The sequence below is a fragment of the Streptococcus sp. A22 genome (genome assembly GCF_043674215.1).
Taxonomy (GTDB): domain Bacteria; phylum Bacillota; class Bacilli; order Lactobacillales; family Streptococcaceae; genus Streptococcus; species Streptococcus suis_V.
Genome location: NZ_JBIMJQ010000026.1, coordinates 1 through 26,112 on the forward strand (window position 1 = coordinate 1; position 26,112 = coordinate 26,112).

Annotated in this window: 25 protein-coding genes; 1 reads left to right on the forward strand and 24 read right to left on the reverse strand. The window is 39.5% G+C overall.

The window, feature by feature from the left end:
* Positions 1-419: 419 nt before the first annotated feature.
* The 9 genes from ACHBHN_RS09430 to rplK all read right to left on the reverse strand — a co-directional run bounded on the left by ACHBHN_RS09430 (position 420) and on the right by rplK (position 7,534).
* Positions 420-1,769, reverse strand: coding sequence for a DUF1958 domain-containing protein (locus tag ACHBHN_RS09430; protein ID WP_394733985.1), 1,350 nt, complete (start codon positions 1,767-1,769; stop codon positions 420-422).
* Positions 1,770-1,828: 59 nt separating this feature from the next.
* Positions 1,829-2,749, reverse strand: a complete 921-nt coding sequence (locus ACHBHN_RS09435; RefSeq protein ID WP_394733971.1) for a 2-dehydropantoate 2-reductase — start codon at positions 2,747-2,749, stop codon at positions 1,829-1,831.
* Between the two features lie 10 nt (positions 2,750-2,759).
* The gene (gene cvfB, locus ACHBHN_RS09440; RefSeq protein ID WP_105161049.1) at positions 2,760-3,614 is read right to left on the reverse strand and encodes an RNA-binding virulence regulatory protein CvfB; all 855 of its coding nucleotides are present in this window, start codon (positions 3,612-3,614) and stop codon (positions 2,760-2,762) included.
* Positions 3,615-3,777: 163 nt separating this feature from the next.
* Positions 3,778-4,335: a ribosome recycling factor gene (gene frr, locus ACHBHN_RS09445; protein WP_105111144.1), complete on the reverse strand. Its 558-nt coding sequence runs from the start codon at positions 4,333-4,335 to the stop codon at positions 3,778-3,780.
* A 23-nt stretch (positions 4,336-4,358) separates the two neighbouring features.
* Positions 4,359-5,090, reverse strand: coding sequence for a UMP kinase (pyrH, locus tag ACHBHN_RS09450; protein WP_161943050.1), 732 nt, complete (start codon positions 5,088-5,090; stop codon positions 4,359-4,361).
* Positions 5,091-5,194: 104 nt separating this feature from the next.
* On the reverse strand, positions 5,195-5,983 hold the full coding sequence (gene yghU / locus ACHBHN_RS09455) for a glutathione-dependent disulfide-bond oxidoreductase (protein ID WP_394733972.1): 789 nt from the start codon (positions 5,981-5,983) through the stop codon (positions 5,195-5,197).
* 11 nt (positions 5,984-5,994) lie between these two features.
* Positions 5,995-6,282, reverse strand: coding sequence for a hypothetical protein (locus ACHBHN_RS09460; protein ID WP_105111147.1), 288 nt, complete (start codon positions 6,280-6,282; stop codon positions 5,995-5,997).
* A 93-nt stretch (positions 6,283-6,375) separates the two neighbouring features.
* Complete coding sequence (gene rplA / locus ACHBHN_RS09465) at positions 6,376-7,065, reverse strand: 50S ribosomal protein L1 (RefSeq protein ID WP_004194879.1); 690 nt, start codon at positions 7,063-7,065, stop codon at positions 6,376-6,378.
* 43 nt (positions 7,066-7,108) lie between these two features.
* On the reverse strand, positions 7,109-7,534 hold the full coding sequence (gene rplK / locus ACHBHN_RS09470) for a 50S ribosomal protein L11 (RefSeq protein WP_105161053.1): 426 nt from the start codon (positions 7,532-7,534) through the stop codon (positions 7,109-7,111).
* Positions 7,535-7,689: 155 nt separating this feature from the next.
* On the opposite strand from rplK, the gene ACHBHN_RS09475 reads away from it, so the two are divergent.
* Positions 7,690-8,043 (forward strand): DUF3397 family protein, encoded by a 354-nt coding sequence (locus ACHBHN_RS09475; protein ID WP_394733973.1) that lies wholly within the window; start codon positions 7,690-7,692, stop codon positions 8,041-8,043.
* A gap of 37 nt (positions 8,044-8,080) precedes the next feature.
* On the opposite strand, the gene ACHBHN_RS09480 is transcribed toward ACHBHN_RS09475, so the two are convergent.
* The 15 genes from ACHBHN_RS09480 to ACHBHN_RS09550 all read right to left on the reverse strand — a co-directional run bounded on the left by ACHBHN_RS09480 (position 8,081) and on the right by ACHBHN_RS09550 (position 25,803).
* Positions 8,081-8,467 carry a VOC family protein gene (locus ACHBHN_RS09480; RefSeq protein ID WP_394733974.1) on the reverse strand — a complete coding sequence of 129 codons (387 nt, stop codon included), beginning with the start codon at positions 8,465-8,467 and terminating at the stop codon, positions 8,081-8,083.
* Positions 8,467-10,815, reverse strand: a complete 2,349-nt coding sequence (locus ACHBHN_RS09485; protein WP_394733975.1) for a DNA translocase FtsK — start codon at positions 10,813-10,815, stop codon at positions 8,467-8,469. The genes ACHBHN_RS09480 and ACHBHN_RS09485 overlap by 1 nt, the downstream gene beginning before the upstream one ends.
* 117 nt (positions 10,816-10,932) lie before the next feature.
* On the reverse strand, positions 10,933-11,415 hold the full coding sequence (gene greA, locus ACHBHN_RS09490; protein ID WP_105123129.1) for a transcription elongation factor GreA: 483 nt from the start codon (positions 11,413-11,415) through the stop codon (positions 10,933-10,935).
* A gap of 74 nt (positions 11,416-11,489) precedes the next feature.
* Positions 11,490-13,310, reverse strand: a complete 1,821-nt coding sequence (gene mltG / locus ACHBHN_RS09495; protein WP_394733976.1) for an endolytic transglycosylase MltG — start codon at positions 13,308-13,310, stop codon at positions 11,490-11,492.
* A 227-nt stretch (positions 13,311-13,537) separates the two neighbouring features.
* Positions 13,538-15,031 carry a nucleotide sugar dehydrogenase gene (locus ACHBHN_RS09500; RefSeq protein WP_394733977.1) on the reverse strand — a complete coding sequence of 498 codons (1,494 nt, stop codon included), beginning with the start codon at positions 15,029-15,031 and terminating at the stop codon, positions 13,538-13,540.
* Positions 15,032-15,179: 148 nt separating this feature from the next.
* Positions 15,180-16,028, reverse strand: a complete 849-nt coding sequence (rfbD, locus tag ACHBHN_RS09505; RefSeq protein ID WP_394733978.1) for a dTDP-4-dehydrorhamnose reductase — start codon at positions 16,026-16,028, stop codon at positions 15,180-15,182.
* Positions 16,029-16,082: 54 nt separating this feature from the next.
* Positions 16,083-17,129: a dTDP-glucose 4,6-dehydratase gene (gene rfbB / locus ACHBHN_RS09510; protein WP_394733979.1), complete on the reverse strand. Its 1,047-nt coding sequence runs from the start codon at positions 17,127-17,129 to the stop codon at positions 16,083-16,085.
* A gap of 296 nt (positions 17,130-17,425) precedes the next feature.
* Positions 17,426-18,019, reverse strand: coding sequence for a dTDP-4-dehydrorhamnose 3,5-epimerase family protein (locus ACHBHN_RS09515; protein WP_014735663.1), 594 nt, complete (start codon positions 18,017-18,019; stop codon positions 17,426-17,428).
* Positions 18,019-18,888, reverse strand: a complete 870-nt coding sequence (gene rfbA, locus ACHBHN_RS09520) for a glucose-1-phosphate thymidylyltransferase RfbA (RefSeq protein ID WP_208562393.1) — start codon at positions 18,886-18,888, stop codon at positions 18,019-18,021. The genes ACHBHN_RS09515 and rfbA overlap by 1 nt, the downstream gene beginning before the upstream one ends.
* 135 nt (positions 18,889-19,023) lie before the next feature.
* Positions 19,024-20,070, reverse strand: coding sequence for an NAD-dependent epimerase/dehydratase family protein (locus ACHBHN_RS09525; protein ID WP_394733986.1), 1,047 nt, complete (start codon positions 20,068-20,070; stop codon positions 19,024-19,026).
* Positions 20,071-20,081: 11 nt separating this feature from the next.
* Positions 20,082-21,473, reverse strand: a complete 1,392-nt coding sequence (locus tag ACHBHN_RS09530) for a lipopolysaccharide biosynthesis protein (protein WP_394733980.1) — start codon at positions 21,471-21,473, stop codon at positions 20,082-20,084.
* A gap of 1 nt (position 21,474) precedes the next feature.
* Positions 21,475-22,674 carry an O-antigen polymerase gene (locus tag ACHBHN_RS09535; RefSeq protein WP_394733981.1) on the reverse strand — a complete coding sequence of 400 codons (1,200 nt, stop codon included), beginning with the start codon at positions 22,672-22,674 and terminating at the stop codon, positions 21,475-21,477.
* Positions 22,675-22,689: 15 nt separating this feature from the next.
* Positions 22,690-23,502 (reverse strand): glycosyltransferase family 2 protein, encoded by an 813-nt coding sequence (locus ACHBHN_RS09540; protein ID WP_394733982.1) that lies wholly within the window; start codon positions 23,500-23,502, stop codon positions 22,690-22,692.
* A gap of 7 nt (positions 23,503-23,509) precedes the next feature.
* The gene (locus ACHBHN_RS09545; RefSeq protein ID WP_394733983.1) at positions 23,510-24,481 is read right to left on the reverse strand and encodes a glycosyltransferase; all 972 of its coding nucleotides are present in this window, start codon (positions 24,479-24,481) and stop codon (positions 23,510-23,512) included.
* Positions 24,482-24,696: 215 nt separating this feature from the next.
* A complete protein-coding gene (locus ACHBHN_RS09550; RefSeq protein ID WP_394733984.1) occupies positions 24,697-25,803 on the reverse strand; it encodes a glycosyltransferase family 4 protein in 1,107 nt (368 codons plus the stop codon).
* Between the last annotated feature and the right edge of the window lie 309 nt (positions 25,804-26,112).

A 26,112-nucleotide genomic window follows, 5' to 3' on the forward strand; every position in this document is an offset into this window, starting at 1 on the left:
GGGGAGTGACTTTCGGAGGTTGGAAATAGAACGAACGCAGTTCGATTCATTTAGTCAGGGGAGTGACTTTCGGAGGTTGGAAATAGAACGAACGCAGTTCGATTCATTTAGTCAGGGGAGTGACTTTCGGAGGTTGGAAATAGAACGAACGCAGTTCGATTCATTTAGTCAGGGGAGTGACTTTCGGAGGTTGGAAATAGGGAACTACTGAGCAGTTCCTCAAATTCTCTGTTACTTTGAGACTAAGGTCTCAAATACTCCGAATACCTGAAACGACAACGTTTCAGGTATTTTCGTCACGGCGGAAAGTCCTGGTTTAGGGCTCGCTCCGCTCGCAAAATAAACTAAATTTTTGTTTTTTCTTAGCAGAGTTACTCAGTTAATTTATCCAGAATTTAGTTTATCGACGTTCTAACAAACTATTTATTTCTCGAACGACTCTTGCGTCTTTCCTTAAATTGGGCACGATTTTTCTGCTCATTCCTAAAAATAAAATAGGAAACCAGAGCCAGTGGTAACAAGACCAGACTAGAACCAATCCAAGTTAGGGTGAAATCTGTTTGATTGTCAGCTTCAGCGGATTGCTTTTTGACCAAGGCCTTATTGACCGTTGCCAAGACGCCTGTATCTTCAGCCTTCACAGAATCCTGAATCAAGGGACTGACCGAATCTAAGCCATTATCCGCATAGACCTGCCCATCCTTATATACTAATTTGGGACTAGTTCCAACGGGGACAGTCGCATATAGGTCCGACTCAACCTGGTAATGCTTTCCGTCCTGGCTATGTTTACCAGCTGTCAAGACTTTCTTGTATTCAAAGTCCTGATAAGCCTTATCAATCAAGGCGTTAGCAAAGGCATGGCGCTGGAAATCAGAATTCATATCAGACCAGGTACCCACACCCATAATGACTGCAATCATCTTTTGCCCGCCTCGATCGATGGTCATGGAAATATTGAAGGCCGCACGAGGACTGGAACCGGTTTTGAGACCAGTGACCCCTTCTAAACCGTAGATATTTCCTGGTAAAGAATAATTATAGGAATTATAGGCCTGCTGGTAGGGAGTGTCCACCATCGTAACAATGACCCGATGGCGCGTATATTCCAAAATAGCAGGATATTTTTTGGTCAAATGGTAGACCAAAATGGCCATATCACGCGCTGTTGTTTGGTTGGAAGCCGAATTGTCATAACGCTTGGGACTATAGTAACCTCTAAAGCCACTTGCCCCTGCTCCTCCTGGATTGTTCCAAACAGAATTGGTCATACCCAGCTCCTTGGCCTTGGCATTCATCATGTCCATAAAAGCATCCGGATCATTGTTAGACAAGTAATTGGCCAACATGACTGTCGCTACATTGGAAGATGGTACCAAGGTCATGGCAATCAAATCACCAACTGTATAATCAACACTAGCATAGATCGGATTGTTCGAAATTTCATGGATAGCAGAAATCGCCTGGTCAGTCTCCGTTGCCCTGATAATGGTATCTTCTGTCAACTTGCCCTGACCAATGGCTTCATAGACCAGATACAAGGTCATGAGCTTACTCATACTAGCCGGATCCCTTGACTCATCAATATTATCTTGCCAAACAATATCCCCAGTATTTCCATCAATCAATATAGAAGACTTGGGCCTGTAGCCCTCATAAACCTCATAACCAGAAGCTCTAGCAATATCCATCAATTCATCTGCTTTTACTACCGGACCGCCCCAAACCAGGCCAATTAACAGTAGAGCAAGTAGTATTCTTTTCACTATAAACTCCATTGATTTTTATTGATAAACGGGAGGATAACTACAAACCCTGCACCTTCCTCCTAACGCAATCCCAACATGGCTTCCTTGGCATGAACCATGTCCGTCATCATCTGGCAATAAGGCGTTGAAATACCAACCCGCTTGCCCTTGAAAACTACCGCTCCATTCAGATAGTCAATCTCCGTCTTGCGACCATGTTGGATCAAGTCCTGATGCATGGACGGATAATGATGTGAGGCCTTTTTAGAAGTTTCCATGATGTACTTCCAAATTCCCTCTTCATCGATATTCCCTACTTCCGCACGCGCCACAGCGATAAATTCCTTGAAAATCCCCTGAACCAGATTGAGTCCACCTTCCGTTCCAAAAAGTTCCCCAATGGTACAGTCCATAATGGTACAGGTCGGATTCATGACCCCATTGACACAGGCCTTGCGCCAAATAGATTCAATCACATTCTCATCATAGGTCGCATTGAGTCCCGCTTGGTTAAACATGTCCACGATGTGGGCAACAGCCTGACCGTCCCCAGACATATTTTGCAGGAAAATGGATCCTGGTCCCTCCAGATGAGCATGACCTGGCCCCTTGAGCCCAGCCAACCAAATGGTCACTCCAACCATGATCGACTCATCTGGCACATAGCGGCGCATGGTGGTCGCATGACCCAACCCATTCAAAAGACTGAGTACCTTGGTCTGTTCACCGATAATCCCCTTAATATCCTGCAACATTTTTGGTAACTGGTCTGCCTTGGTCAAGAGGATAATCAAATCCGCCACTTCCACAGCCTCAGTCGGTTTCATAATCGGCAGCTTGACCGTCTCGTCAAAATCCCCCGTCACCTTGAGGCCATTTTCACGGATAGCCTGAATATGGTCTTCCCAATTGTCCAGCAAAATCACCTCATGATCAGTCTTAGACAGAGAATGACCAAAACGGCAACCCATGGCTCCACTACCAGCAATATATACACGCATGATTCTTCTCCTAAATCAATTCTGTCCCAATCGCATCTTGCTTGATTTTACCGGCTTTCATCAGCCCACCCAGGGCTTTTTTGAATTGCCCCTTGGAAATGCCAAAGGTGGCCTTGATGTCTTCCGGAGCAGACTTGTCATTCAAGGTCATAAAGCCGCCATTGCTTTCCAGATAAGTCAAAATCATCTGGGCATCATTTTCCAACATCTCAAATGAGCGTGGTTTGAGCGACAGATTGAGGGTCCGGTCAACAGCCCGATAGCCGATGACACGGGCCTCCAGGACCTGGCCCAAACGTGGCTCTGCATAACGCTCGCTAGGATGAATAAAACCCAGCATATTGTTGTCTGGCAAGTAAACAAAGGTCCCATTGAGTTTCAAGCGGTAGACAATGGCCTTGAGGGTCTGGTTTTGCATATTGTCATAAGCAGGACCTGCCATCTTTTGAAATTCCTCTTGAAAGGCAGGTAAAGCCCAAATTCGGTCTTTCTTGTCAACGTCCAACTTGACATAGAGCTGGTCACCTTTCTTGGGCCAGAGTTCCTTGATGTCAGGAAGGATGTCCAAGGACACAACCACTTCCTTGTCCGGCAAGCCCGTATCAACAAAGACACCCAAGTCCTTCCTCACTTCTGTTACCGTTCCCCAGCCAAAGGTATCACGGGTTGCTCCCACTTCCTTGGTCGTCAAGCGCAATTTCTGCTTCATATCTGTGTAGGCAAAGCCCTTGACAGATTGACCCAGCTGAAAATCCCCTTCTTCCTTGGACAGGGCAAAGGTCTTACCATCCTTTTGGATGAAGTAAAACTGGTCATTTTGGTCGGTCACTAATCCGACAATATAGTGAGCTAGTAAATCATTCATAGCTATTTCTTTCTAGGCAACCATTGGGCGCCTGCATTTTTGGATGCTCTGCTGCTTACTCTTTAGACAAATCTCTAGGAAAACAATCAAGCAAAGCTAGCAAAAAAAGGAAGGAAAGACAAGGATTCTGTAGATCTTTGTCCTCCCATTCCCCTTGTGCTGGTTAAACTTCTAAGAGTTCTTTTTCCTTGTCAGCTGTCATCTTGTCGATGGTCTTAATCGCATCGTCAGTGACTTTTTGGATGTCTTTTTCAAGCGTCTTCAAATCATCTTCCGTGATTTCTTTGGCCTTCTCAGCTTTTTTGGCCTCGTCCATAGCGTCACGACGGATGTTACGGATAGCTACTTTCGAGTTCTCACCCACTTTTTTCACGTCTTTTGCCAAATTCTTACGTGTTTCCTCTGTCAATGCAGGGATAACCAAGCGGATAACTGTACCGTCAGATTGTGGTGTCAAGCCAAGGTCAGACGCATTCAAGGCACGCTCGATATCTTTCAAGATAGACTTATCAAACGGTGTGATAAGAAGAACACGCGCCTCTGGCACAGTGATACCAGCTAACTGGTTGAGCGGTGTTGGCGCTCCGTAGTAATCCACAGAGATACGGTCCAGGAGACTAGCATTGGCACGACCTGCACGGATATGGCTAAATTCACGCGCCAAGCTCTGGTGAGATTGATTCATACGCTCTTGCGCTTTGGCAATAATTTCTTTCGACATAAAATATCCTTTTCTTTTTGTTTTTATTTTTCTTCTTTGTTAGAAACGGTTGTACCGATTGGCTCACCGAAAACAACACGTTTGATATTGCCTGGCTCATTCATGTTAAAGACAACCAGGTCGATGTCATTGTCCATTGAAAGAGTTGATGCTGTGGCATCCATGATTTTAAGACCACGATGGATAACTTCTCGGTGGGTCAATTCATTGAACTTAACCGCATTGGCATCCTTACGAGGGTCTGCATTGTAAACACCGTCGACCCCATTTTTAGCCATGAGAATGGCATCTGCTTCGATTTCTGCTGCACGAAGAGCAGCCGTCGTATCGGTTGAGAAATACGGTGAGCCGATACCAGCACCAAAGATAACGATACGACCTTTTTCCAAATGACGGAGAGCACGACCGCGAATATAAGGCTCTGCCACAGACTGCATAGAAATAGCTGTTTGCACACGAGTATCCACACCAAGCTGCTTGAGGGAATCCGCCATCACCAGGGCATTCATAACTGTTCCCAGCATCCCTGTATAATCTGCTTGTACACGATCCATACCAGCTTCTGCAGCAGGCTCCCCACGCCAGAGGTTCCCACCACCGATTACAAGGGCAATCTGCACACCAGACTCAGCCACTTCCTGGATTTCCTTGGCCATTTCCTGAACTGTCTTGATGTCAATTCCGACACCACGTTCACCAGCCAAGGCCTCTCCAGATAGTTTTATTAGAATACGTTCGTATTTAGGTTTCATCATCTCTCTCCTCTATTTCATCCCTAGTATTTTATCATAAAATCGGGGATTTTTATAGAAAAATATCTGAGAAAACGGAGATTTCCAAACGAATCCCCTTCTAAAATTTATGCATCCAATTTTTTGTACTCCACTGCCAAGCCCCGCGCAACTGCTGGACGCTTAGCAATTTTCTCCACCCACTGATTGAGGTTCTGATAGCTAGCAACATCTAAAAATTCCTTGGAACCTGGATAGAGATTGCCCTGAGCCAGACGACCATACCAAGACCAGATGGCAATATCCGTAATAGTGTATTCGTCGCCAGCAATATAGGGACGGGTCGCTAAGACCTGGTCTAACACATCTAGTTGACGCTTGGTTTCCATGGCATAGCGGTTAATCGGATATTCCTGGGCAGTTGGCGCGTAGTGATAGAAATGTCCAAAGCCACCACCAACAAAGGGTGCTGCACCAGTCTGCCAGAAGAGCCAATTGAGGACTTCCGTGCGACCTGCCCAGTCCCTTGGCAAGAAGGCATCAAATTTCTCAGCCAAATAGAGCAAAATATGAGAAGACTCAAAGACACGGACAGGATCTGCCCCTGAATAATCCACCATGGCAGGAATTTTTGAGTTTGGATTGATGTCTACAAAATCTGAACCAAACTGGTCGCCTTTGCCAATTTCAATCAAAAACAGGTCATAAGCCGCATCCGATATCCCCAATTCCTTGAGTTCTTCCAGCATGATAGCCACCTTGATGCCATTGGGTGTTCCAAGTGAGTAAACCTGCAAGGGCTTATCGCCTTTGGGCAAGGTTTGCTCAAAACGGCTACCTGCGGTAGGACGGTTACCAGTCCGATTGTCATTTTCATCTTCCCACTTCCATACCTGTGGTTTCACATAATCTGTCATTCTATTTCCTCCTATAGGCTGTTTAAACCCATGACATAGCGATTGTAGCTTACTTGCAAATCTTGGATATAGCGGGCCAATTCAACCAGTTCCTTGGGCGCCCGCCAGGTCAGAGCAGTCACTTCTGCATTGACAAAAACAGAGAGTTGATCTGCCAAGAGATAGAGATTATCCGACTTGTCTAATTTCTGCGCAAACTCCACAATCTTCTCACGCAAGACATCCGAAATAATACCTTCTTCTAAATTGTAAACAGCAGATAAATGGCTGTAAAATTCGTCAAAATTTGCTTTTCTCATACTAACCTCCTTGATATGCCTGGACATATTATACACTAAAATTCAGGTATTTTCAAACAGAAAAAGACTGCCCGAAGACAGTCCCTCTACTCATTACAATGAGTTTGGATCAACTTTGATACCAACACCTTGTGTTGTAGTGATAGATACTGAAGTCATGTAAGTACCTTTAGCTGTAGCTGGTTTAGCTTTAGCCATTACATCGTGGAAAGCTTTGAAGTTTTCAACAAGTTTGTCAGCGTCGAATGATACTTTACCGATAAGAGCTTGTACGATACCTGCCTTGTCAGCACGGTAAGTGATTTTACCACCTTTAGACTCTTCAACTGCTTTAGCAACATCCATTGTTACTGTACCAGTTTTAGGGTTTGGCATCAAGTTACGTGGACCAAGTACGCGACCAAGACGTCCAACAACAGCCATCATATCTGGAGTTGCGATAACAACGTCGAAGTCCAACCAACCACCGTTGATTTTAGCAACGAGGTCATCTTCACCAACAAAGTCTGCACCAGCAGCTTTTGCTTCTTCTGCTTTAGCACCACGTGCGAAAACAAGAACGCGTGAAGTTTTACCAGTACCGTTTGGCAATACCATTGCACCACGAATTTGTTGGTCTGCTTTACGAACGTCGATGTTCAAGTTGTAAGCAACTTCAACAGACGCATCAAATTTAGCGAAGTTAGTTTCTTTTGCAAGAGCAACAGCTTCTTCTACGCTGTACAATTTTGTGCTGTCGATTTTCTCAAGAGCAGCACGCAAGTTTTTGCTTTTTTTAGCCATGTTATATGTCTCCTTGTAATCAGATAATCTTGGGTGCTACTGCTTAGTCAGCAACAGTGAATCCCATAGAACGAGCAGTACCTTCGATCATACGCATTGCAGCTTCAAGAGATGCAGCGTTCAAGTCAGGCATTTTAGTTTCAGCAATTTCTTGTACTTGTGCACGAGTAACTGTTGCAACTTTAGTTTTGTTTGGTGTACCTGAACCTTTTTCAACACCTGCAGCTTTTTTCAAAAGAACAGCAGCTGGTGGTGTTTTAGTGATGAAAGTGAATGATTTATCTTCATACACAGAGATAACAACAGGGATGATCATACCAGCTTGGTCAGCTGTACGAGCGTTGAACTCTTTAGTGAATCCCATGATATTGATACCTGCTTGACCAAGTGCTGGTCCGACTGGTGGAGCTGGAGTAGCTTTACCTGCAGGAATTTGAAGTTTTACGAGTTTTTCGACTTTTTTAGCCATGATATAAAATCCTCCTATTGTGGTTTTGGCGGTAATTAAAGATTTTTACCTCCCACAAATATGCGCATTTACACATACCTTTTTATTATACACGATTTCAGGAAGAATGCAAGCTTTATGTTTACTTTTTTTTATTTTTTTAATAGAATATAAGTATGTTATTACTGAAAATTGCAGCGGTTGTTTATCCAATTGTTACGCTGATTATTTCAATTCTATTTGTAAGATTATTAAAGTTAAATAAAAGGGGTTGGAACTTTGCTGACCTGGCTTTTCCTATGTTCGCTTTTGAATTTATCATCCTAACAGATAAGCTCTACTACAGCAGCCTGCTACCCCACCTACTGTTAGCTCTTTCTCTGCTCTTGCTGATTCTGCTAACTGGCACTCTCTATAAAAAAAGAGAATTAGACTACAAGCGTTTTTTCAAGGTTTACTGGAGAGCTGGTTTTCTCCTGACCTTTCTCATGTACATCGGTCTTCTCGTCGCCATCTTTACCCAAAAATAAGCAATCCCTCCTGAGAAATTGCCAGAAGGGATTTTTTCTATTCATGAATTTCTAATGGTAGACCATCTGGGTCAAAGAAGAAGGCCATCTTCTTGCCATCAAAATCGTCATATCGCAGGGCTTCGTGGAGAATGTCCAAGCGGTCAAACTCCGCCAGACAGGCCTCGACATCTGCGACCTTAAAAGCTAAATGCCGCAGGCCAGTGTGTTCTGGTTGAGGCATTTTGGGGCGCAAGGGAGCGTCAGGCTTGATAAAGATTTCTAAGACCAGATTGTCCTTTTTGACATTGAAAAGAATGTCATTTTTTTCTGGGCGAATATGCTCGTCCAGCTGTTCAAAGCCCAATTTGTCCACATAAAATTCTCTAGTTTTGTCATAATTACTGCCGATAATGGCTAGGTGGTGCATCGTTTCAAAGGTCATTACTGTGTCTCCAATACTTTTCTAGGTTTGGTCCCTTCGGCTGGACCAATGACGCCAGCTGCCTCTAATTCTTCCATCAAACGGGTTGCGCGGTTAAAACCGACCGATAGGCGGCGCTGGATCATAGATGCGGAAGCCTTTTGCGTTTCGATGACGAGGGCACGCGCCTCATTGAAGAGAGGGTCACCCTCAGAAGCTCCGCCATTGTCATCGAAACCACCATCGCCTTCTGCTACTTCGCCCGGATCAAAGGACTCGTCGTATTCGGCATCGGCCTGGTCCTTGACAAAGCTGACAATCCGCTCGACATCATCATCCGAGATAAAGGAGCCTTGTAAGCGAATTGGAGCCGACTCGCCAATAGGATGGAAGAGCATGTCCCCGCGACCGAGGAGTTTTTCGGCGCCATTTTCTCCCAAAATGGTCCGCGAATCCGTGCCCGATGCGACCGCAAAAGCCACACGAGACGGCACATTTGCCTTGATCAGACCTGAAATAACATCAACGGACGGACGCTGGGTTGCTAAAATCATGTGAATGCCCGCCGCACGAGCTTTTTGCCCCAGACGGATAATGGCATCCTCCACTTCCTTGCTGGCGACCATCATCAGGTCAGCCAACTCGTCCACGATGACGACAATCAAAGGTAGGGGAATTTGTTTTTCCTCGGAACGGCTGTTAAATTCCTCAACCTTGGCATTGTAGCCTTCAAGGTTACGGACACCGATATGACTGAAGAGTTCGTAGCGTTTCTCCATCTCGTCCACCACCTTTTGCAGGGCGCGCGCTGCCTTACGAGGATTGGTCACAACAGGGATGAGCAGGTGGGGAATATCATTATAGACCGACAATTCAACCATTTTGGGATCAACCATCATAAACTTGACTTGGTCAGGACTGGCCTTCATCAAAATAGAAGAAATAATACCGTTGACCGCGACAGATTTACCAGAACCGGTCGATCCTGCTACCAGCAAGTGAGGCATTTTGGCAAGGTCAAAGGATTTGACAGAGCCATTGACTGCTTTTCCAAGCGGAATTTCCAAGAGTTTGTTAGCATCCGTCTTAGATTGTTCCCAAAGTTCACGGAAGGGCACCATAGCCACTTCGGAATTGGGTACCTCGATACCGACCAAGGATTTCCCCGGAATCGGCGCCTCAATACGGACATCTTTGGCAGCTAGAGCCAGAGCCAAATCATCCGCCAAATTGGAAATCCGATTGACACGGACACCGACAGCTGGCTTTAATTCATAGCGGGTGACCGACGGTCCGATTTCTGCCCGCTCTACGACCACCTTAATACCAAAGCTGGCAAAGGTGTCTTCCAAAATCTTAATGTTCTGTCGGACCAGACGTTTTTCATTGGACTGGCTTTTGGCCTTGATTGGCGCAAAGAGGTCAATGGATGGCAATTTGTAGGCCAAGCGTTGCTTGAGCTTGGGTTTGAAGTCGATTTGAACTTCGACATCATCCACTTCTTCTGGAAGGTCGGCACTTAGGTGTGGTTCCTCATCCTCAACCAGCATAACTGGAAATTCATCTTCTACCTCTTCTAAATGATCGTATTCTGAAATAATGGGCACTTGAACTGGTTCTGCGTCTAGAATTTCACCCGTTTCCAAATCGACTGGCCTATCCAAGGCTAATGATTCTTCTTCCTCCAAACGCAGGCGCTCTTCCTCCAAACGAGCCAATTCTAGCTGGCGTTTTTCTTCTCGCTCGGCCCGCTTCAACTCCCGAAGCTCTGCCCTTTTTAACTGGCCCTCCGTCATCTTATCCTTGAGAACTGCCAGGCCATCGGCCACATCGTAGACAGACCATGGACTCATAAAGAAAATACCAAAGGCAATAAATAGAAGACCGATGAAAAAGGAGCCTAGATTAGAAAATAGGAAGGCAATGGGCATATAGAAGGCGCTACCCAGCAGGCCTCCACCCAGAAACTCCTTGACCTGAAAACGCGACAGCTCATTCAAACTCAGCCGCAAACTATAGGTAAAGAGGTCCGACCCACTGTAGGAAACATCCAAATAGGCCTGAAAGCCTATCAGGAGACCGGCCACAATCAGGTAAAAGCCCGAAATCATCCCTTCTCTGCGCTGCCAAAATTGGGGGAAGACAAAGTAGACTAGAAGTCCTGCCAGGACTAGATAGGATAGGCTACCAAACAGCAGGCGGAAGACATTGTAGGCCGTCACACCAAAGGCACCCAGCCGACTAGCTGTCAAAATAATGAATAGGACGCCGAAAATCCGAATCAAGATTTTTTTGACCCTGTCTTGTTGGGCTATTTCAGCCTTGGTCGGCCGCCTTGTTTTCTTTCCTTTTTTATTTGCTTGTTTCATTACAACCTCAACTTTCTCAATCTCTTTATTTTACCATATTTTTAGTCCGAATTCAGGCTAGAAATGCAGGTACTGACGAGACGAGAAAGAGAGAATCTTTCGACTCTCCCCACACTTTTATTTTGTCTTTTCAACATTCAAGATTTTCACCTGATAGCTTCCAGCTGGTGTCTCAATCAGAGCAACATCTCCAGTCTTCTTACCAATCAAGGCGTGACCGATTGGACTTTCATTTGAAATCTTGTTGGCAAAGGCATCCGCGCCCGCAGCACCAACGATGTGATACACTTCCTCGTCTGTTTCACCGATTTCTTGAACAGTAACTGTCTTACCGATAGCCACTTCGTCTGCTGCAACAGCATCGCTATTGACAATCTCCGCATAACGAATCTTGTTCTCGATAGTTGAAATTTGACCCTCTACAAAAGCCTGCTCATCTTTAGCTGCTTCGTATTCAGAGTTTTCCGAAAGGTCTCCGTAAGAACGGGCGATTTTAATACGCTCCACAATCTCCGGACGACGGACCAACTTCAGTTCTTCTAATTCTTTTTCCAACAATTCCTTTTCTTCCAAGGTCATTGGATAGGTTTTTTCTGCCATTTTTACTTCCTTTTCATGTTTGTCAGGGATGAAAACAAAATTATGCGGAAAATCCACATAATTTTGCCTCAACCTTATTGATTATTTAATTTGCTATTTACGTGTGTTTCAACGTTTTGATTGTGCTCGTCAAATGAAGCGGTAAAATACACTTCTCCAGTCGTCACATCTGCTACAAAGTAGAGATAGTCTGTCTGGTTTGGATTGATGGTCGCCTGAATAGCTGCCAAACTTGGACTTCCTACAGGACCAGGCATTAGACCTAGGTGTACGTAGTTGTTATAAGGTGAATCAATCGCAGTGTCGATTCCTGCATCCTCAGCCAAGGTTGTCTTCTCACCCAATTTGCCCATTGCATACAAAACAGCGATGTTAGACTGCAAAGGCATGCCGATGTTCATACGATTGTAGAAAGTGCTTGCGATATTCCGACGGTCCTCGTCTGTAGAACCTTCCTTTTCAACCAGTGAAGCCATGGTCAATACTGAATTCACATCCAAGCCCTTGTTTGGAAGCTCCGCATAGTATGGTTGCAAGGCAGTATTGGTCGCCGCAATCATATCTTCTACCAATTGCTCAACAGTCGTGTCTTCGTAATACTCATAAGTAGCTGGAAAGAGATACCCTTCCAACTGATACTTGACACCACTATCCGCTGCAGGCAGGCTTGCAAAGAGGTCTGGATATGTCTCTGTCATTCGCGTGATGAAAGCTGGGTCCTGAACCGTTGCCATAAAGGCATCCGAGCTAAATGGAGATTCCGTTGTTTCATCCTCTGAAGCACTATTTTGAGTAATCGCTTGGGCAATCTGCTCAATAGTGTACCCCTCAATAACCAGGATTTTACCTGATGCAGGTTTTTCAGCGACTGGAGTTCCACCCTCTTGCAACTTCTTAGCCAGATCTTCTACAGACATGGCCTGGTTCAAATTATAGAAACCACTCTGGAAGCTATTATAGCTCTTTAATTTAGAGAAGTAGTTAAAGATTGTCGCGTTCTTAATCAGCTTATTTTCTAAAAGAATTTGACCGATTTGACTAGTAGAAGAACCTTCTGGAATTTCCACTTGAATAGTCTCTGAAGCTTCCACATTGACTGGTTCTAAGCTTGACTTGACATAGAAGAAACCAGCAACCAAGGTAGCTACCAGGGCCAAGGCAACCAAGGAAACAATGGTCCCGACAATTTTCTTAACTGTTTTATCTTGTTCCTTCCTAACTTGCTTGGTCGCACCGCGTCTTCTTGCCAAGGGTTCTTCCTTTTCAACAACAGGAGTCACTGGTTCAGGTTGAGGAGTTACTGCAGGAGCAACCTCTACCTCATCTTTTGTAAATACCGGCTCATCTTCCAACGGAGGTAAAACCATCGGTTCAGGTTGAGGATGTGGCTCTTCTTCGGCTATTTCCGGATAATCCATTCCAGCCGCAATGGTCCGCAACTGTTGCAGACTGCGCTCAACCGTATCTTCCAATGGAGGTTCTACTGTCTCGTTCCCCTCTTCTTGAGAAAATTCTGGCGCGATTGGAGGCAGTTCAACTTCTTCTTCCTTGACCGACAAATCCACTTCAACCGCTTTCGGAGGCAAATCTTCTGCAATCTTTGGCATAACCTTTGTTTCATCAAGGCCAACCTCGTCCTCAAAAGCAATCTTGTTAATCCGAATGGTTTGTGGCGCTGTTTCTTTTGTTTGTTCCAAGGCTTCTGTCAAAGGCAGATGCGTTGGAGTTGCTTGCTTCTTCTCTGTAGATTCTTGTAAGGATTCAACAATATCCTGTCTACTCGGAAGGTCCGAATCTGTGTTTTGGCGTTTTGATTTCAATTCCTCTAGTTCTCTTAATATCTGATCACGAAAACTAGCAGATTGTGTGTCTTTATCTTCAAAATCCTTTGGCACAATACTACTCCTTTCACACAATTACCCTTTATTATATCTTAAAAAAATTACAAAATCAAGGAATTTAAAGCCATTAACACGACATTGTATGAAAAAATGCATGCAACCATTTTCTGATAACATGCAACGTTTTTTTATCATTATTTCATTCAATTCTCCAAGTTATTAGTGACAACTGAACGTTTTGCGGGATTCCCATAGCACACGTTGAGGAGACAGGAATTCCCTTAATCCCGTCTAAAAATATCCCGTGTATAGACTTTGTCTGCCACATCATCCAAATTGACATCATAGCGATTGGCCACAATCGCCTGGCTCATTTCCTTAAATTTCTTTAAGTTGTTGACAACTTTGGAGCCAAAGAAGGTCGAACCATTTTCCAAGCTAGGTTCAAATATAATGACCTTTGCCCCCTTGGCTTTCAAGCGCTTCATCACCCCTTGTATCGAACTCTGACGGAAATTATCCGAATTACTCTTCATGGTCAAGCGGTAAATGCCAATCGTAATCTCTTTCTCCACTTCCTGATGAAATTGATCATGGCCCGAATAGTCGTAATAGCCTGCCAATTTCAAGACTTGATCGGCAATGAAATCCTTACGAGTACGGTTAGATTCCACGATGGCAGTCATCATATTTTGAGGTACATTATCATAGTTAGCCAACAATTGCTTAGTATCTTTTGGTAAACAATAGCCACCGTAACCAAATGAAGGATTGTTATAATGGTCTCCAATACGAGGATCCAAACCAACCCCACGGATAATGGATTCCGTATCAAGTCCTTTCAACTCAGCATAGGTATCCAATTCATTGAAATAGGAAACACGAAGAGCTAAATAGGTATTTGCAAATAACTTCACTGCCTCTGCTTCTGTTGATCCCATATGTAGCACTTCAATATCAGACTTCAAAGCTCCCTCTTGTAGCAAAGCAGCAATTTTTTCCGCACCAGCAATCACAGCTTCGCTGTCATCTTTTTCATATGAAATAATAATCCGTGAAGGATAGAGATTGTCATACAAGGCTTTGGATTCTCTCAGAAATTCTGGACTGAAAATGATGTTTTTAGTACCGAATTTTTTACGAGCGGCTTGCGTAAAGCCTACAGGAATCGTTGACTTAATGACCATCAAGGCATCTGGATTCACTTTCAATACTGTTTCAATCACTGTTTCAACATGCCCTGTATCAAAATAATTTTTTGTACTGTCATAGTTGGTTGGGGCAGCGATAATGACAATTTCAGCTTCTTTATATGCTTTCTCCCCATCCAATGTTGCGACCAAATCCAACTCTTTTTCAGCTAGATATTGTTCAATATAATCATCTTGAATCGGAGATTTTCTTGCGTTGATTAACTCAACCTTTTCAGAAATTACATCAACGGCAACTACATGATGATGTTGAGCCAGTAAAACAGCATTGGACAAACCAACATAGCCGGTACCTGCAACAGCGATATTTGTCTTTGCAACTTTAGCATTTGATGCAATTCTGCTGCTCATCACAAACAACGAAGCAAGATCAAATTCCAAAGTTTGTGACAAGCTTTCAAGTTGCGGGATTGATGGAATATAGTCTCCTTGCTCAACACGACTAATCATGGCGCGGTTGATTCCAGTCTTATCAGCTAGCTCTTGCTGAGACCAATTATTCTGTTTTCGTCCATCCAATACAATCTTAGCAAGCGTAGATTGTGAAAAAAGTAATTCTCCCATTATTTATACCTCAAAAATTTAATATGTATAGTATATCATTTGTTTTTAATTATAACAAGAATTTCTATATAAAAAGAAAAGAATGTTTTTTGTTAGAATTAACAACATTCTTTCATTTCGTTTTATATACTTCATTCCAAAAATTACATTATTTCCCTTGCTTATAAAACTCTTCCAAGGCTTCTTGCCATGTCGGGATGACAAATCCTGTTGCCTTTGCCTTATCCAAGCTCATGGTTGAGTTGAAAGGACGCTTAGCCTTGGCTGGGAACTGGCTAGAGTCCACTGGTAATACCTTAGTGTTGGTATTCTTGAGGATCTCTGTCGCAAAGTCAAACCAAGTCGTATCTTCTACCGCATCGTTTGACAAATGATAGTAGCCAAATGCTTGCTTGGTTTCCACCAAATGTACCATAAATTCTGCCAAGGTCCGTGTCCAGGTTGGACGCCCATGCTGGTCATTGACTACTGTTAATGTGTCTCGAGTTTGAGCAAGATTTTGCATAGTGAAAACAAAGTTTTTGCCATAGTTACCAAAGACCCAAGCCGTACGCACTGTGTAGAACTTGTCTGCAAATTTCTCAACTGCTTCTTCACCCAAACGCTTGGTACGACCGTATTCAGATTGAGGATCTGGTTGATCATCTACTTGCCATTCTTGACCGACTGGCAACTCACCGTTGAAGACATAGTCTGTTGAGATATAGACAAGGGTTGCACCGTATTTGGCTGCAGCCTTGGCAACATTCTCAGAGCCCGTTACGTTAATCTTGTAGTTGAGTTCCTTGCCTTCATCCTCTGCCATATCAACAGCTGTGTAGGCTGCACAGCGGTAAACAACGCTCGGCTTGACTTCTGCAAAGAAGGCATCCACTTTCTCTGCATCCGTAATATCCATTTCTGCTACATCAGCGGCAACATACTCGACACCACGCTCATCCAAGAGATAACGCAATTCTGTACCCAACTGACCATTTGCACCTGTAATTAAAATCATGTTTGCTCCTTATTTCAAGAAAGGCTTGGGCAAGAGCCCTAGCCTTCAATTATCTTATTTAATAACTTCTTGCGTTTTTGCGTAATTAGCTTCAACAGCTTCTTTTTCAGCCTTCCACCAGTCTTGGTTATCTGTATACCACTGGATAGTCTCTTCCAAACCTTGAGAGAAGTCTGTGAATTGTGGTGTCCATCCTAGCTCATCACGAAGTTTGCTTGCGTCAATAGCATAGCGCAAATCGTGTCCTGCACGGTCAGTCACGCGGTCGTAAGCATCTTTTGGTTGACCCATTTTTTCAAGAATCAATTCAAGCACTTCTTTGTTGTTCTTCTCACCGTCAGCACCGATTAGGTAAGTTTCACCCATGCGGCCTTTCGTCAAGATAGCCCAAACACCAGTTGAATGGTCGTTGGTATGAATCCAGTCACGGACGTTTTTACCTTCACCGTAAAGTTTTGGCTTGATACCTGCCAAGATATTAGTAATTTGGCGTGGGATAAATTTTTCTATGTGTTGGTATGGACCGTAGTTGTTTGAACAGTTGGAAATCGTTGCTTTAACACCAAATGAACGCACCCATGCTTTGACAATCAAGTCTGATGCAGCCTTGGTTGATGAATAAGGAGATGAAGGGTTGTATTTTGTTTCAGATGTGAATTTCTCACCTGGACCTTCTCCATGACCTGGCAAGTCTTCACGCAAAGGAAGATCACCATATACTTCATCAGTTGATACATGGTGGAAACGGATGTCGTATTTACGGGCCGCTTCAAGCAAGGTGTAAGTACCAATAAAGTTGGTATGGATAAATGGGCTTGGATCATTGAGCGAATTATCGTTATGGCTTTCAGCCGCATAGTGAACAATGGCATCTGCCTTAGCAGCCAATTTGTCAACCAATTCAGCATCTGCAATATCACCAACAACAAGCTCAACTCGGTCACCAAGGATAGCATCAATATTAGCCTTGTTTCCTGCATAGGTTAATTTATCCAAAACAGTCACATGGACGTCTGGGTGGTTATTGTAAACGTAGTGCACAAAGTTTGAGCCGATGAAACCAGCTCCACCAGTTACGATAATATTTTTAAATTGAGACATTTTTTTCTCCGAAAAGTTTTTTCTTTTGTTGATAGTTTCCTTAGGTAGTGGGGACGCCAGCAAACCTTCTGTTTCATGGCTAAATTTTGAACCTAAGGCTTCAAAATTTCCCTGCAAGATTACGTAAAACGTAATCTTGCTTTCACTACGGCGGAAACTATCTCTATTGGATCGCTTTGCTCGCCCTCTTGCATTACCAGACTACTTCAAGATTTCTTTTATGTGAGCAATCTTGGTAGAATCTCTTTACGTAATTTGTCTAGGTGACCAAAGACATTGAAAAGAGGCTTAAAAAATTAGAGGTCCTCTTTTCTCAAAGGCTTGACGTCCTTGAGGAATGGGTGATTTTCATCTGCTTCTGAAACTTCTGCTTCTTCTAGGTTTTCCCACTTGATGTCGAGGCTAGGGTCAGCGTAGTTGACGAAAGCATACTTAGGCTTGAGTTCCAAAGCCCAGTAGTCGTTAACCAAGTAGCTGTAAGCCACGAAATCTGATAAGACTTGGAAACCATTGGCTACTCCGCGCGGAACGAAGATACCTTTTGAAGCATCGATAACGGTTTGGTAGGTATTACCGAAGGTCTCTCCTTCACGTAGATCGACCCAAGTTCCCAAAACCTTACCGCCGTCTGCTACTGAGATGTATTTATCCCAAGGCTCTGCGTGAAGACCACGAAGAACGTTTTTGCGGGAGAAAGAAACATTATTCTGCAACTTTCCTTCTGCGAAGAAGCTTTCAGGGAAGCCGAGCGGAAGCATTTTTTCCTTTTGGAAGTTCTCCTTAAACCAGCCACGGTTGTCGCCATGAACTGGGATATCAAATTCCAGCATTCCTGGAATGGCTTCGACTGGGCGAGCTGCTAGTGTTTTACCGAAAAAGTTTTCTGTCATTAGGCTTCTCCAATCAAACGGAGCAAGTATTGTCCGTATTCATTTTTCTTAAGTGGTTGTGCCAATTCATATACTTGTTCTTTAGTGATATAGCCCATGCGATAAGCAATTTCTTCCAAGTTAGCTACTTGAACGTTTTGCAAGCGTTGAACCGTTTCGATGTACTGTGCAGCTTCCAAGAGGCTTTCATGCGTACCTGTATCCAACCATGCAAAACCACGTCCCATGAGTTCCACAGACAAGTCGCCACGGTCTAAGTAAGCTTTGTTGACATCTGTGATTTCCAACTCGCCACGAGGTGATGGTTTAATATTTTTCGCGATTTCCACAACGTTATTGTCATAGAAGTAGAGCCCAGTGACTGCAAAGTTTGATTTTGGCTCTTCTGGTTTTTCTTCGATAGAAATGGCATTCATGTTTGCATCAAATTCCACAACACCAAAGCGTTCTGGATCTTTGACCTGGTATCCAAAGACAGTTGCACCCTTTTCTTTGCTAGCTGCGCGTTGCAACATCTTGGTTAAACCATTTCCATGATAGATGTTATCACCCAAAATCAAGGCTACACTATCTGTACCGATAAAGTCTTCACCGATGATAAAGGCTTGCGCCAACCCATCCGGACTTGGTTGTTCTGCGTATGAGAGAGATATTCCAAGCTCGGACCCGTCTCCCAACATATCCTTGAATCGTGGCAAATCCTGAGGTGTAGAAATAATTAAGATTTCTTTAATACCCGCCAACATAAGGGTTGACAATGGATAGTAAATCATAGGTTTGTCATAAATTGGCATCAATTGTTTTGAAGCTGCGCGTGTCAATGGGTAGAGTCGAGTTCCAGACCCACCTGCCAGAATAATGCCTTTCATATAAGAGTCCTCCGTTTAGTTTTCTTTAAACCAAAATATTTAGTTGGACAATAAAATAAAAAGAACTACCATAAAAATATATATTGAAACATTAAACTGATATCAATGAAAAAAAGGTAGATCTTTTCGAAATTTTTAACCATAATAACCTTTATACCACTGAGCAAATTTTCTAAGTCCATCTCGCAAAGTAGTTGTAGGCTTGAAACCAAATTGATGCTCAAGTTCTGATGTATCAGCAAAAGTCACAGGAACATCTCCTGGTTGCATTGAAACTAATTTTTTATGAGTTTCAAAATCAAAATCTTCAGGCAAAACACCAGCTAAAACAAGTTCTTCGCTCAAAATTTGAACAAAATCCAATAAATTTTCTGGTTGACTATTACCTATATTATAGATTGCATATGGTGGTATCGGTAAACCATCAGATCCAACTTTTTTCTGAGGAGCACCATACATTACTCGTTTTACACCCTCTACAATATCATCTACATAGGTAAAGTCACGTTTGCAATTCCCATAATTAAAAATTTCAATCGTTTCACCTTTTATCAATTTATTAGTAAAACCAAAGTATGCCATATCTGGTCGTCCTGCGGGACCATAAACTGTAAAGAAGCGTAAACCAGTTGTTGGTATATCGTACAGTTTACTATAAGCATGAGCAAATAACTCATTTGACTTTTTAGTTGCAGCATATAGCGAAACTGGATTATCAACTTTATCATCCGTAGAGAATGGTACTTTTTCATTTCCTCCATAAACAGAAGATGATGATGCATAAACTAAATGTTCTACAGGATAGTGACGACAAGCTTCTAATATATTTTGAAAACCTATAATATTACTCTCTATATAAACGTCCGGATTTGTAATCGAATAACGAACTCCCGCTTGAGCTGCTAAATTCACAATAATATCAGGTTTATATTGTTTGAATATTGAATTGATTAATTCCTTATCTGCTAAATTCCCTTCAATAAAAGTCCAGTCACTCACACTTTGATCGGCTAACTGTTTGATTTTGTCAAGGCGATAATACTTGAGTGATATATCATAATAGTCATTCAAATTATCCAACCCAATAATATGACAATGATCATCACTTTTTAATAACTCGATAACTAGGTTGCTACCAATAAAACCAGCTGAACCAGTAATAAATATCGTTTTCATATGTATTAAATACTCTCCTATTTTTTTTGAAATTTTTGTTTTATTATATCTCTATTTAAAAATAAAAAAATAAGATAAATAAAGGAAGTGCCAATAAAAGAAATACTAAGGGGAAAATTCCATGTTAAAACAATAAACGCAAAAACTATTAAAAGTTCGGAGAAAAGTTGCTTATAGACCTTTAAGTTAAATAAATTAGCAAAATAAAGATCTGAAATTATACTTCTTGTCATTATTGAAAATAACATTGATAAAATAACCAATAAAAAACTATCAAAAATAGTAATAGATACAACAACAAGAAAAATACTTAAAAATAGTGAAATAAGATTCACAGAAAGCAATGCTACCTCTTTACGAACTACTTTGTAATAGGTGTTAAATAACATTTGCATCTTTCCATCAAAAGTACATATCGGCAACAATAAAATCATATATTTTAAACTTTCACTATATTCTGGGAGCCACTCAGATAACAAAAAATAAATTGGTGAGTAAAATACAAAAATTAGAGGTAGCAATAATCCTAAAATATCTCGTAAATTAATATAAATTGAAGTATATTTTTCAGATCCAACTCTTCTAAGAGTTGGAAACAAAACCATACTTATTTGTTGTATAAACAAAAGAAAAAAATTTGTTAATGATAATGCAAGTGAAACTTTACCAAAAGCCTCAATACCCCAATGAGAATCAATAAACATTCGTCCAACACCAAGAATCAGCATACTTGCAATATTAGCCAGCATTAGTTTAATACCAATGAACAATACATCTTTCATCTCTAACAAAATTTGAAAAAGCTTATTACTTCTAGATAAAATAAGTTCTTTTGCTTTCAAGAAACAATACACCAAAGAAAATAATTTACTGACTGTGTATAAAAAAATATACGGAACAAAAGATTCAATATTTAATAAAATTAATAATATAATGAATACTAATACACAAATCCTATCAATAATGATTGATATTGAAAATAAACTTGTTAAATTTACAGCTTGAAAGATATAACCTATGAATGACGAAGAATTACTAATAATCATATACACAATAAAAACTATAAATATTGTAAATCTATTTATATCCGTCGAAAAAAACGTTAGTATTCCAAAAAGAATAAGAGATACTAGAATTTCAATAAAAATAAATATTCGAAATTGCAATCCCAAACTATCAAAATCTAAATCCTGATATTCTTTCCCACCAAGTTTCAAATACAATCCATCAATATATCCAAGATGAAAAAAACCAGCATAACCAACATAAAAGATAAAAAGTTGCCAATAACCAAATTCGACAATACCTAAAATCTTAGGAACAAATAAAGACATTAATATGCTTAATATTAAAGAAACTCCTTGAGCTGAAAAGGCAGCTATAATATTTTTTTTAAAAGATTTGTTCATTTTATCCATCCATTGAGTAACTTGTTCTATTTTTTACAAAAATAAGTAAGAAAATTACTATATATATATAATAGGTCAATGAAAAGGTATAAGAGTAAAAAGAAATTAGAATAGAGTTAGCAAACGTTGCATAAACAATTGTCCATTTTCCACCTGAAAATAAATTCTTATTATAAAAATAATTAGTAACTATTCCAAGTGAAAGAGAGACTGCAATCACTCCAAAACTTCCAAAATCTAAATATGGATCACTAATGTAACTATAGACATTAAACTGTCCAACTCTAGCCAATAAATCATCAATATTATTATAGTTTACCAAATTAACTTTAGATAATATTTCAAAAAGTATCCCCCCCACTTTTGCACCACTTGTTACACTTGGATTGTTCAATATATAGGTATCAAAAGAGTTTATTGGAAATCCAAAATATGAATAAAGGAAAAACTCATCATTGATAAATAATTTGTTTGTAGCATTAGCAAAGGAAATGAAGGCCGTAATAACCAGAATAGTAATCAATATAATTAGTGATTTTTGCTTAAATGAAAGTCTTCGATTATTTACTTTGTTATTCAAAATCCATATATAAGTCAACGCAAGAATACTGAGGATTATTCCTGTCCTTGCTGTACCAATTAAAATTAATAAAGTATAGATAAAAATATGTAAATATTTCTTTAGTCTAGTTGCTTTCTGATTTAATAAATCATAACAACAAATAATATGCATAGGTACAACAGAATATTTTGTAATAAAATTATATCCCTCGCCATAGTTCACGTGCCACCTTACACTAGAAAAAAATTGTCCTGCAACCCCTGATCTACCAAATTTTATCATTTCAAAAAATCCTAGAAGCAGACCAACTATTCCCCATAGAATAAAAAAGTTATACACCTGTTTATTTATATAGAGTTCATCATTTGAATGCATATGTGCATTGTATTTATTTTCTTTAATTAAGAAGCCGAAAAATAAATAACCTAATCCGAAAAAAAGTAAACCCAATGAAAAAATCAAATATGTTTCAGAAGAAATATTGTAATTTTTATGAAACTTAAGATAATGTATAACAATCTGAATCAAAAATGGGATATAAAAAAGTATTAATGGATTTAATATATCTTTCTTTTGAAAAGCATAAAATATTGAAAAACAACTAAAAAAAATTACAATTGAAAAAAGTAAATAAATCATAATCACACTAGTAAGCTAAGAAAGCTTAATAAACTCCAAAGTTCCTAAAATCATATTTTTAACTTTTGACCATTTTTTATCTTCAAAAACTACAACTTTGAATATTTTCGAAAATAAATCTTTATATGGATGGCCAATATTTAGTTTATTTTTTAAATAAAAACCGTTTCGAATCATATAATAATATCTAAACGGTGAATGATTTGTCACATAAACTTTTCTATTAAAAACTTGTCTAATTTCTAAATTCCCTAATTCATGCAACAATGTCACTCTATTATTTTGTATTATTTTATAGCCAGCTCTTCTTGCTCTAATACAAAAATCATAGTCGACCTTATCAATAAATAAAATGTCATCGAAACCATCAATTTGTTCCCAAGCTGCAACACTTGTCAAAGAAGCACTTGTTATGACCCATTCCTTTTCTTTAACTTCTTCAATAATTCCATTCTCGAACCTCTCATTATTTCGATAAGAAATTTTGGGACTAATAATTGCTACTTCATTCGAAATTAACTTTTCTAACTCATCAATTAAATTATTTGGAGACTCTGAATCTTGATCTAGAGTTAAAACCCAATCGAAGCCTTCTTTCTTCGCTCTGTTAAAAACCCTATTCAATGCAGTAGCGATACCAAGGTTTTTATCTAGAAAAATTATCTCCTCACTTTCATGCAATAATTTTTTTATTTGATTAACGTTATTTGAACCATTATCGCAAATATAAATTTTAATAACTTGATGTCGTATTGCTTCAATTGTATTTTTTAAGGTAGCAATATCGGGATTATATGTTATTATACCCGCACAAATATTATTTTTCATCTAAGATCTAAATCTCCTTAATTAATTTAATCCAATTATCCAACACGACTTCATAGTTATAAGTCTTATCAAATTCGTCATTAATACTAATCAGAGCACTTTTATATTTATTTTCATCAAAAAGTAATGATTCTAAATTCAAAAACCACTCTTGTTCATTAGTAGCTAGAAGTCCAGCATTTCCAACAACGTCAGTATTTATCCCCACTGGACTAGCAACAACCGGTTTACCCATTGTCAGATATTGAATTAGTTTAAAAGCACATTTTCCTCTGTTAAACTCGGTATCAAAAAGTGGCATAATTCCGACAGTTATGTCACTCAATTCTTCTTTATAGGTATTTATATCCCAAGCTATGTGATGAAAGTTTCTTTTACCTGAAAAATTAAATTTAGAATTTTTATTTGTAATTATTTTGAATGAAACCTCAGGATGTTTTTTGATCAATTTAGTTATAGCCGACTCTACTAATTCTAAATTAGGAATAGTTGTATCTGAACCAATCCAACCAATCACCTTAGTTTGAAAGGTGTTTTTTCTATATTTTTCATATTCTGGTGAATAATCCACAGTCGGAAAAATTAATATATTATCGTTATAATCTTTATAATAATTAGCAAGGTTTTTATTACCAACAACAACTGTATCTACTTTTTTTGCTATTAATGGCGAATGGTCAACTTTATTTAAATAAACAGCATCATCTATATCAAAAATAACTTTTTTACCTTTAGATTTAAAAAAATTGATAAAGTTAATGTTTGACCAAGGAATCATGGCTTTTTGTATTATGATTACGTCAAATTTTGTACTAAAAAAAATAACTTGAAATATCCTTTTCCAGAGTGAAATAATATAAAGTAAAACAATGTGGAAAATATATATTTTTTTTCTGTGCATATAAGTAGATACATACTTATCGTTCCAGAATGGAAACGATCGAACGTGAAAAGATTCTTTTAAATCTTCTTCATACATTAAAATTCTATAATTAGAAGAAGCGCCACTCTTCGGGTACAATGTGAAAATACATACTTTCCTCATACTCATTCCCTTTCGTTTTGAAATCATACTATCAAAGCAAATTTCCCTAAATTATACTGAAAAAAATACAATGTAGAATGATTGTTGTAATTTAATCTTTGAAATTAATTATCTAGACTATATAAAATAATTAGAATCATTTATCATTATTATTTATAATTTTTCGTTATATAAAGAATATCCTCTAAATATTTTCTAACAACTATTTGCCTATCAAACTCTTTTTCAACTTTTATTCTAGCGTTGTGTCCTAACTTAGACATTTCATCAATTGATAATTTCAAAAAATTTTCAATTTTTTCAATTAAGTCTGTGGAGTTCTTTTGTTGGATAAGAAACCCATTCACTCCATCATCAATTACTTCTTTACACCCAGGTCTATCGGTTGTAATAATTGGTCTACCAACTGCTGAAGCTTCCAAAAGGACATTCGAAATTCCTTCAGGATAATAACTTGGATGGATTAGACAATTAGTTTTTTCTAATGCTCCTGCAATATCCTTAATCATTCCATGATAGTGAATAATCCCTTTTGTTTGTAATTTTTTAAGGTTTTCTTCATACGCTTGTTCACAAAATCCATAAATATTAAACTCCGTATTTGAATATTTATTAGTTATGTATTCAGCTGCTTCTAAATATTGCTCAATTCCTTTTTCTTTCATCACTCTAGAAATGAAAGAAAAACGTATTATTGAATCGTTCGGATAAGTTTTTTCAGAAAATCTATTTAAATTAACACCGGATCCTGGAACAAGATCGTATGAATCTTCTATTATTTTGTGATTTAAAAAAAAATCTCTATTGGCCTCATTTTGGAAATAGACCTTATATATCCCCTTGAATGCAAATTTATATAAGTTTATAAAAACTGGTTGTTTCCAACTATTATACTCAACTGCTGTTCCCAAACCTGTAATATTAGCTATAAAAGGAATTTTCAATTTCCTTGCTGCAATCGCTCCATAAATATTTGGTTTAATAGTAAAACCAAGTATAATATTTGGTTTTATTTTTTTAAATAATTTTTTATACTCATGAAGAAGTTTAATTTCTTCTATTGGATTTAATCCATGCCTATTAATCTTCAATTCATGAAAAATACATCCCAAATCAATTAATTCCTGAATTCTGACGCCGTTGGGTGATGAAATGTGCACTTCAAAATTTTCTTGTAGTAAACGTTCAACAATTTCCAAACGAAAATTATAAATTCCAAGATCATGGTTAGCGAGGAATAGGACTCTCTCTCTCATTTTTTCCCTTTCAAATTATTTTCCGTCAGCCTAATGGATTCCGAAAAATTTACTCTTTAATATTTAAAATCATATTGACTCAGTGAGTGTTCATAAGTAAAATTTCCAAAAACTTTCTTTACAGTATCTAAACCAAAAAATAGTTTTATTAACGAATTAAAAACGGGTGTTAGTAATACCCTTTTCCAAGAATGTCACTAATTAATTTTACCATTTCAGAGGTATTAACATATTCGCACATTGTCAAGTCAAGTGCAACAAGTTCATTGATAACTAGAGATCCAGAGGTTAAGCTGTCTGGGCTAGCCC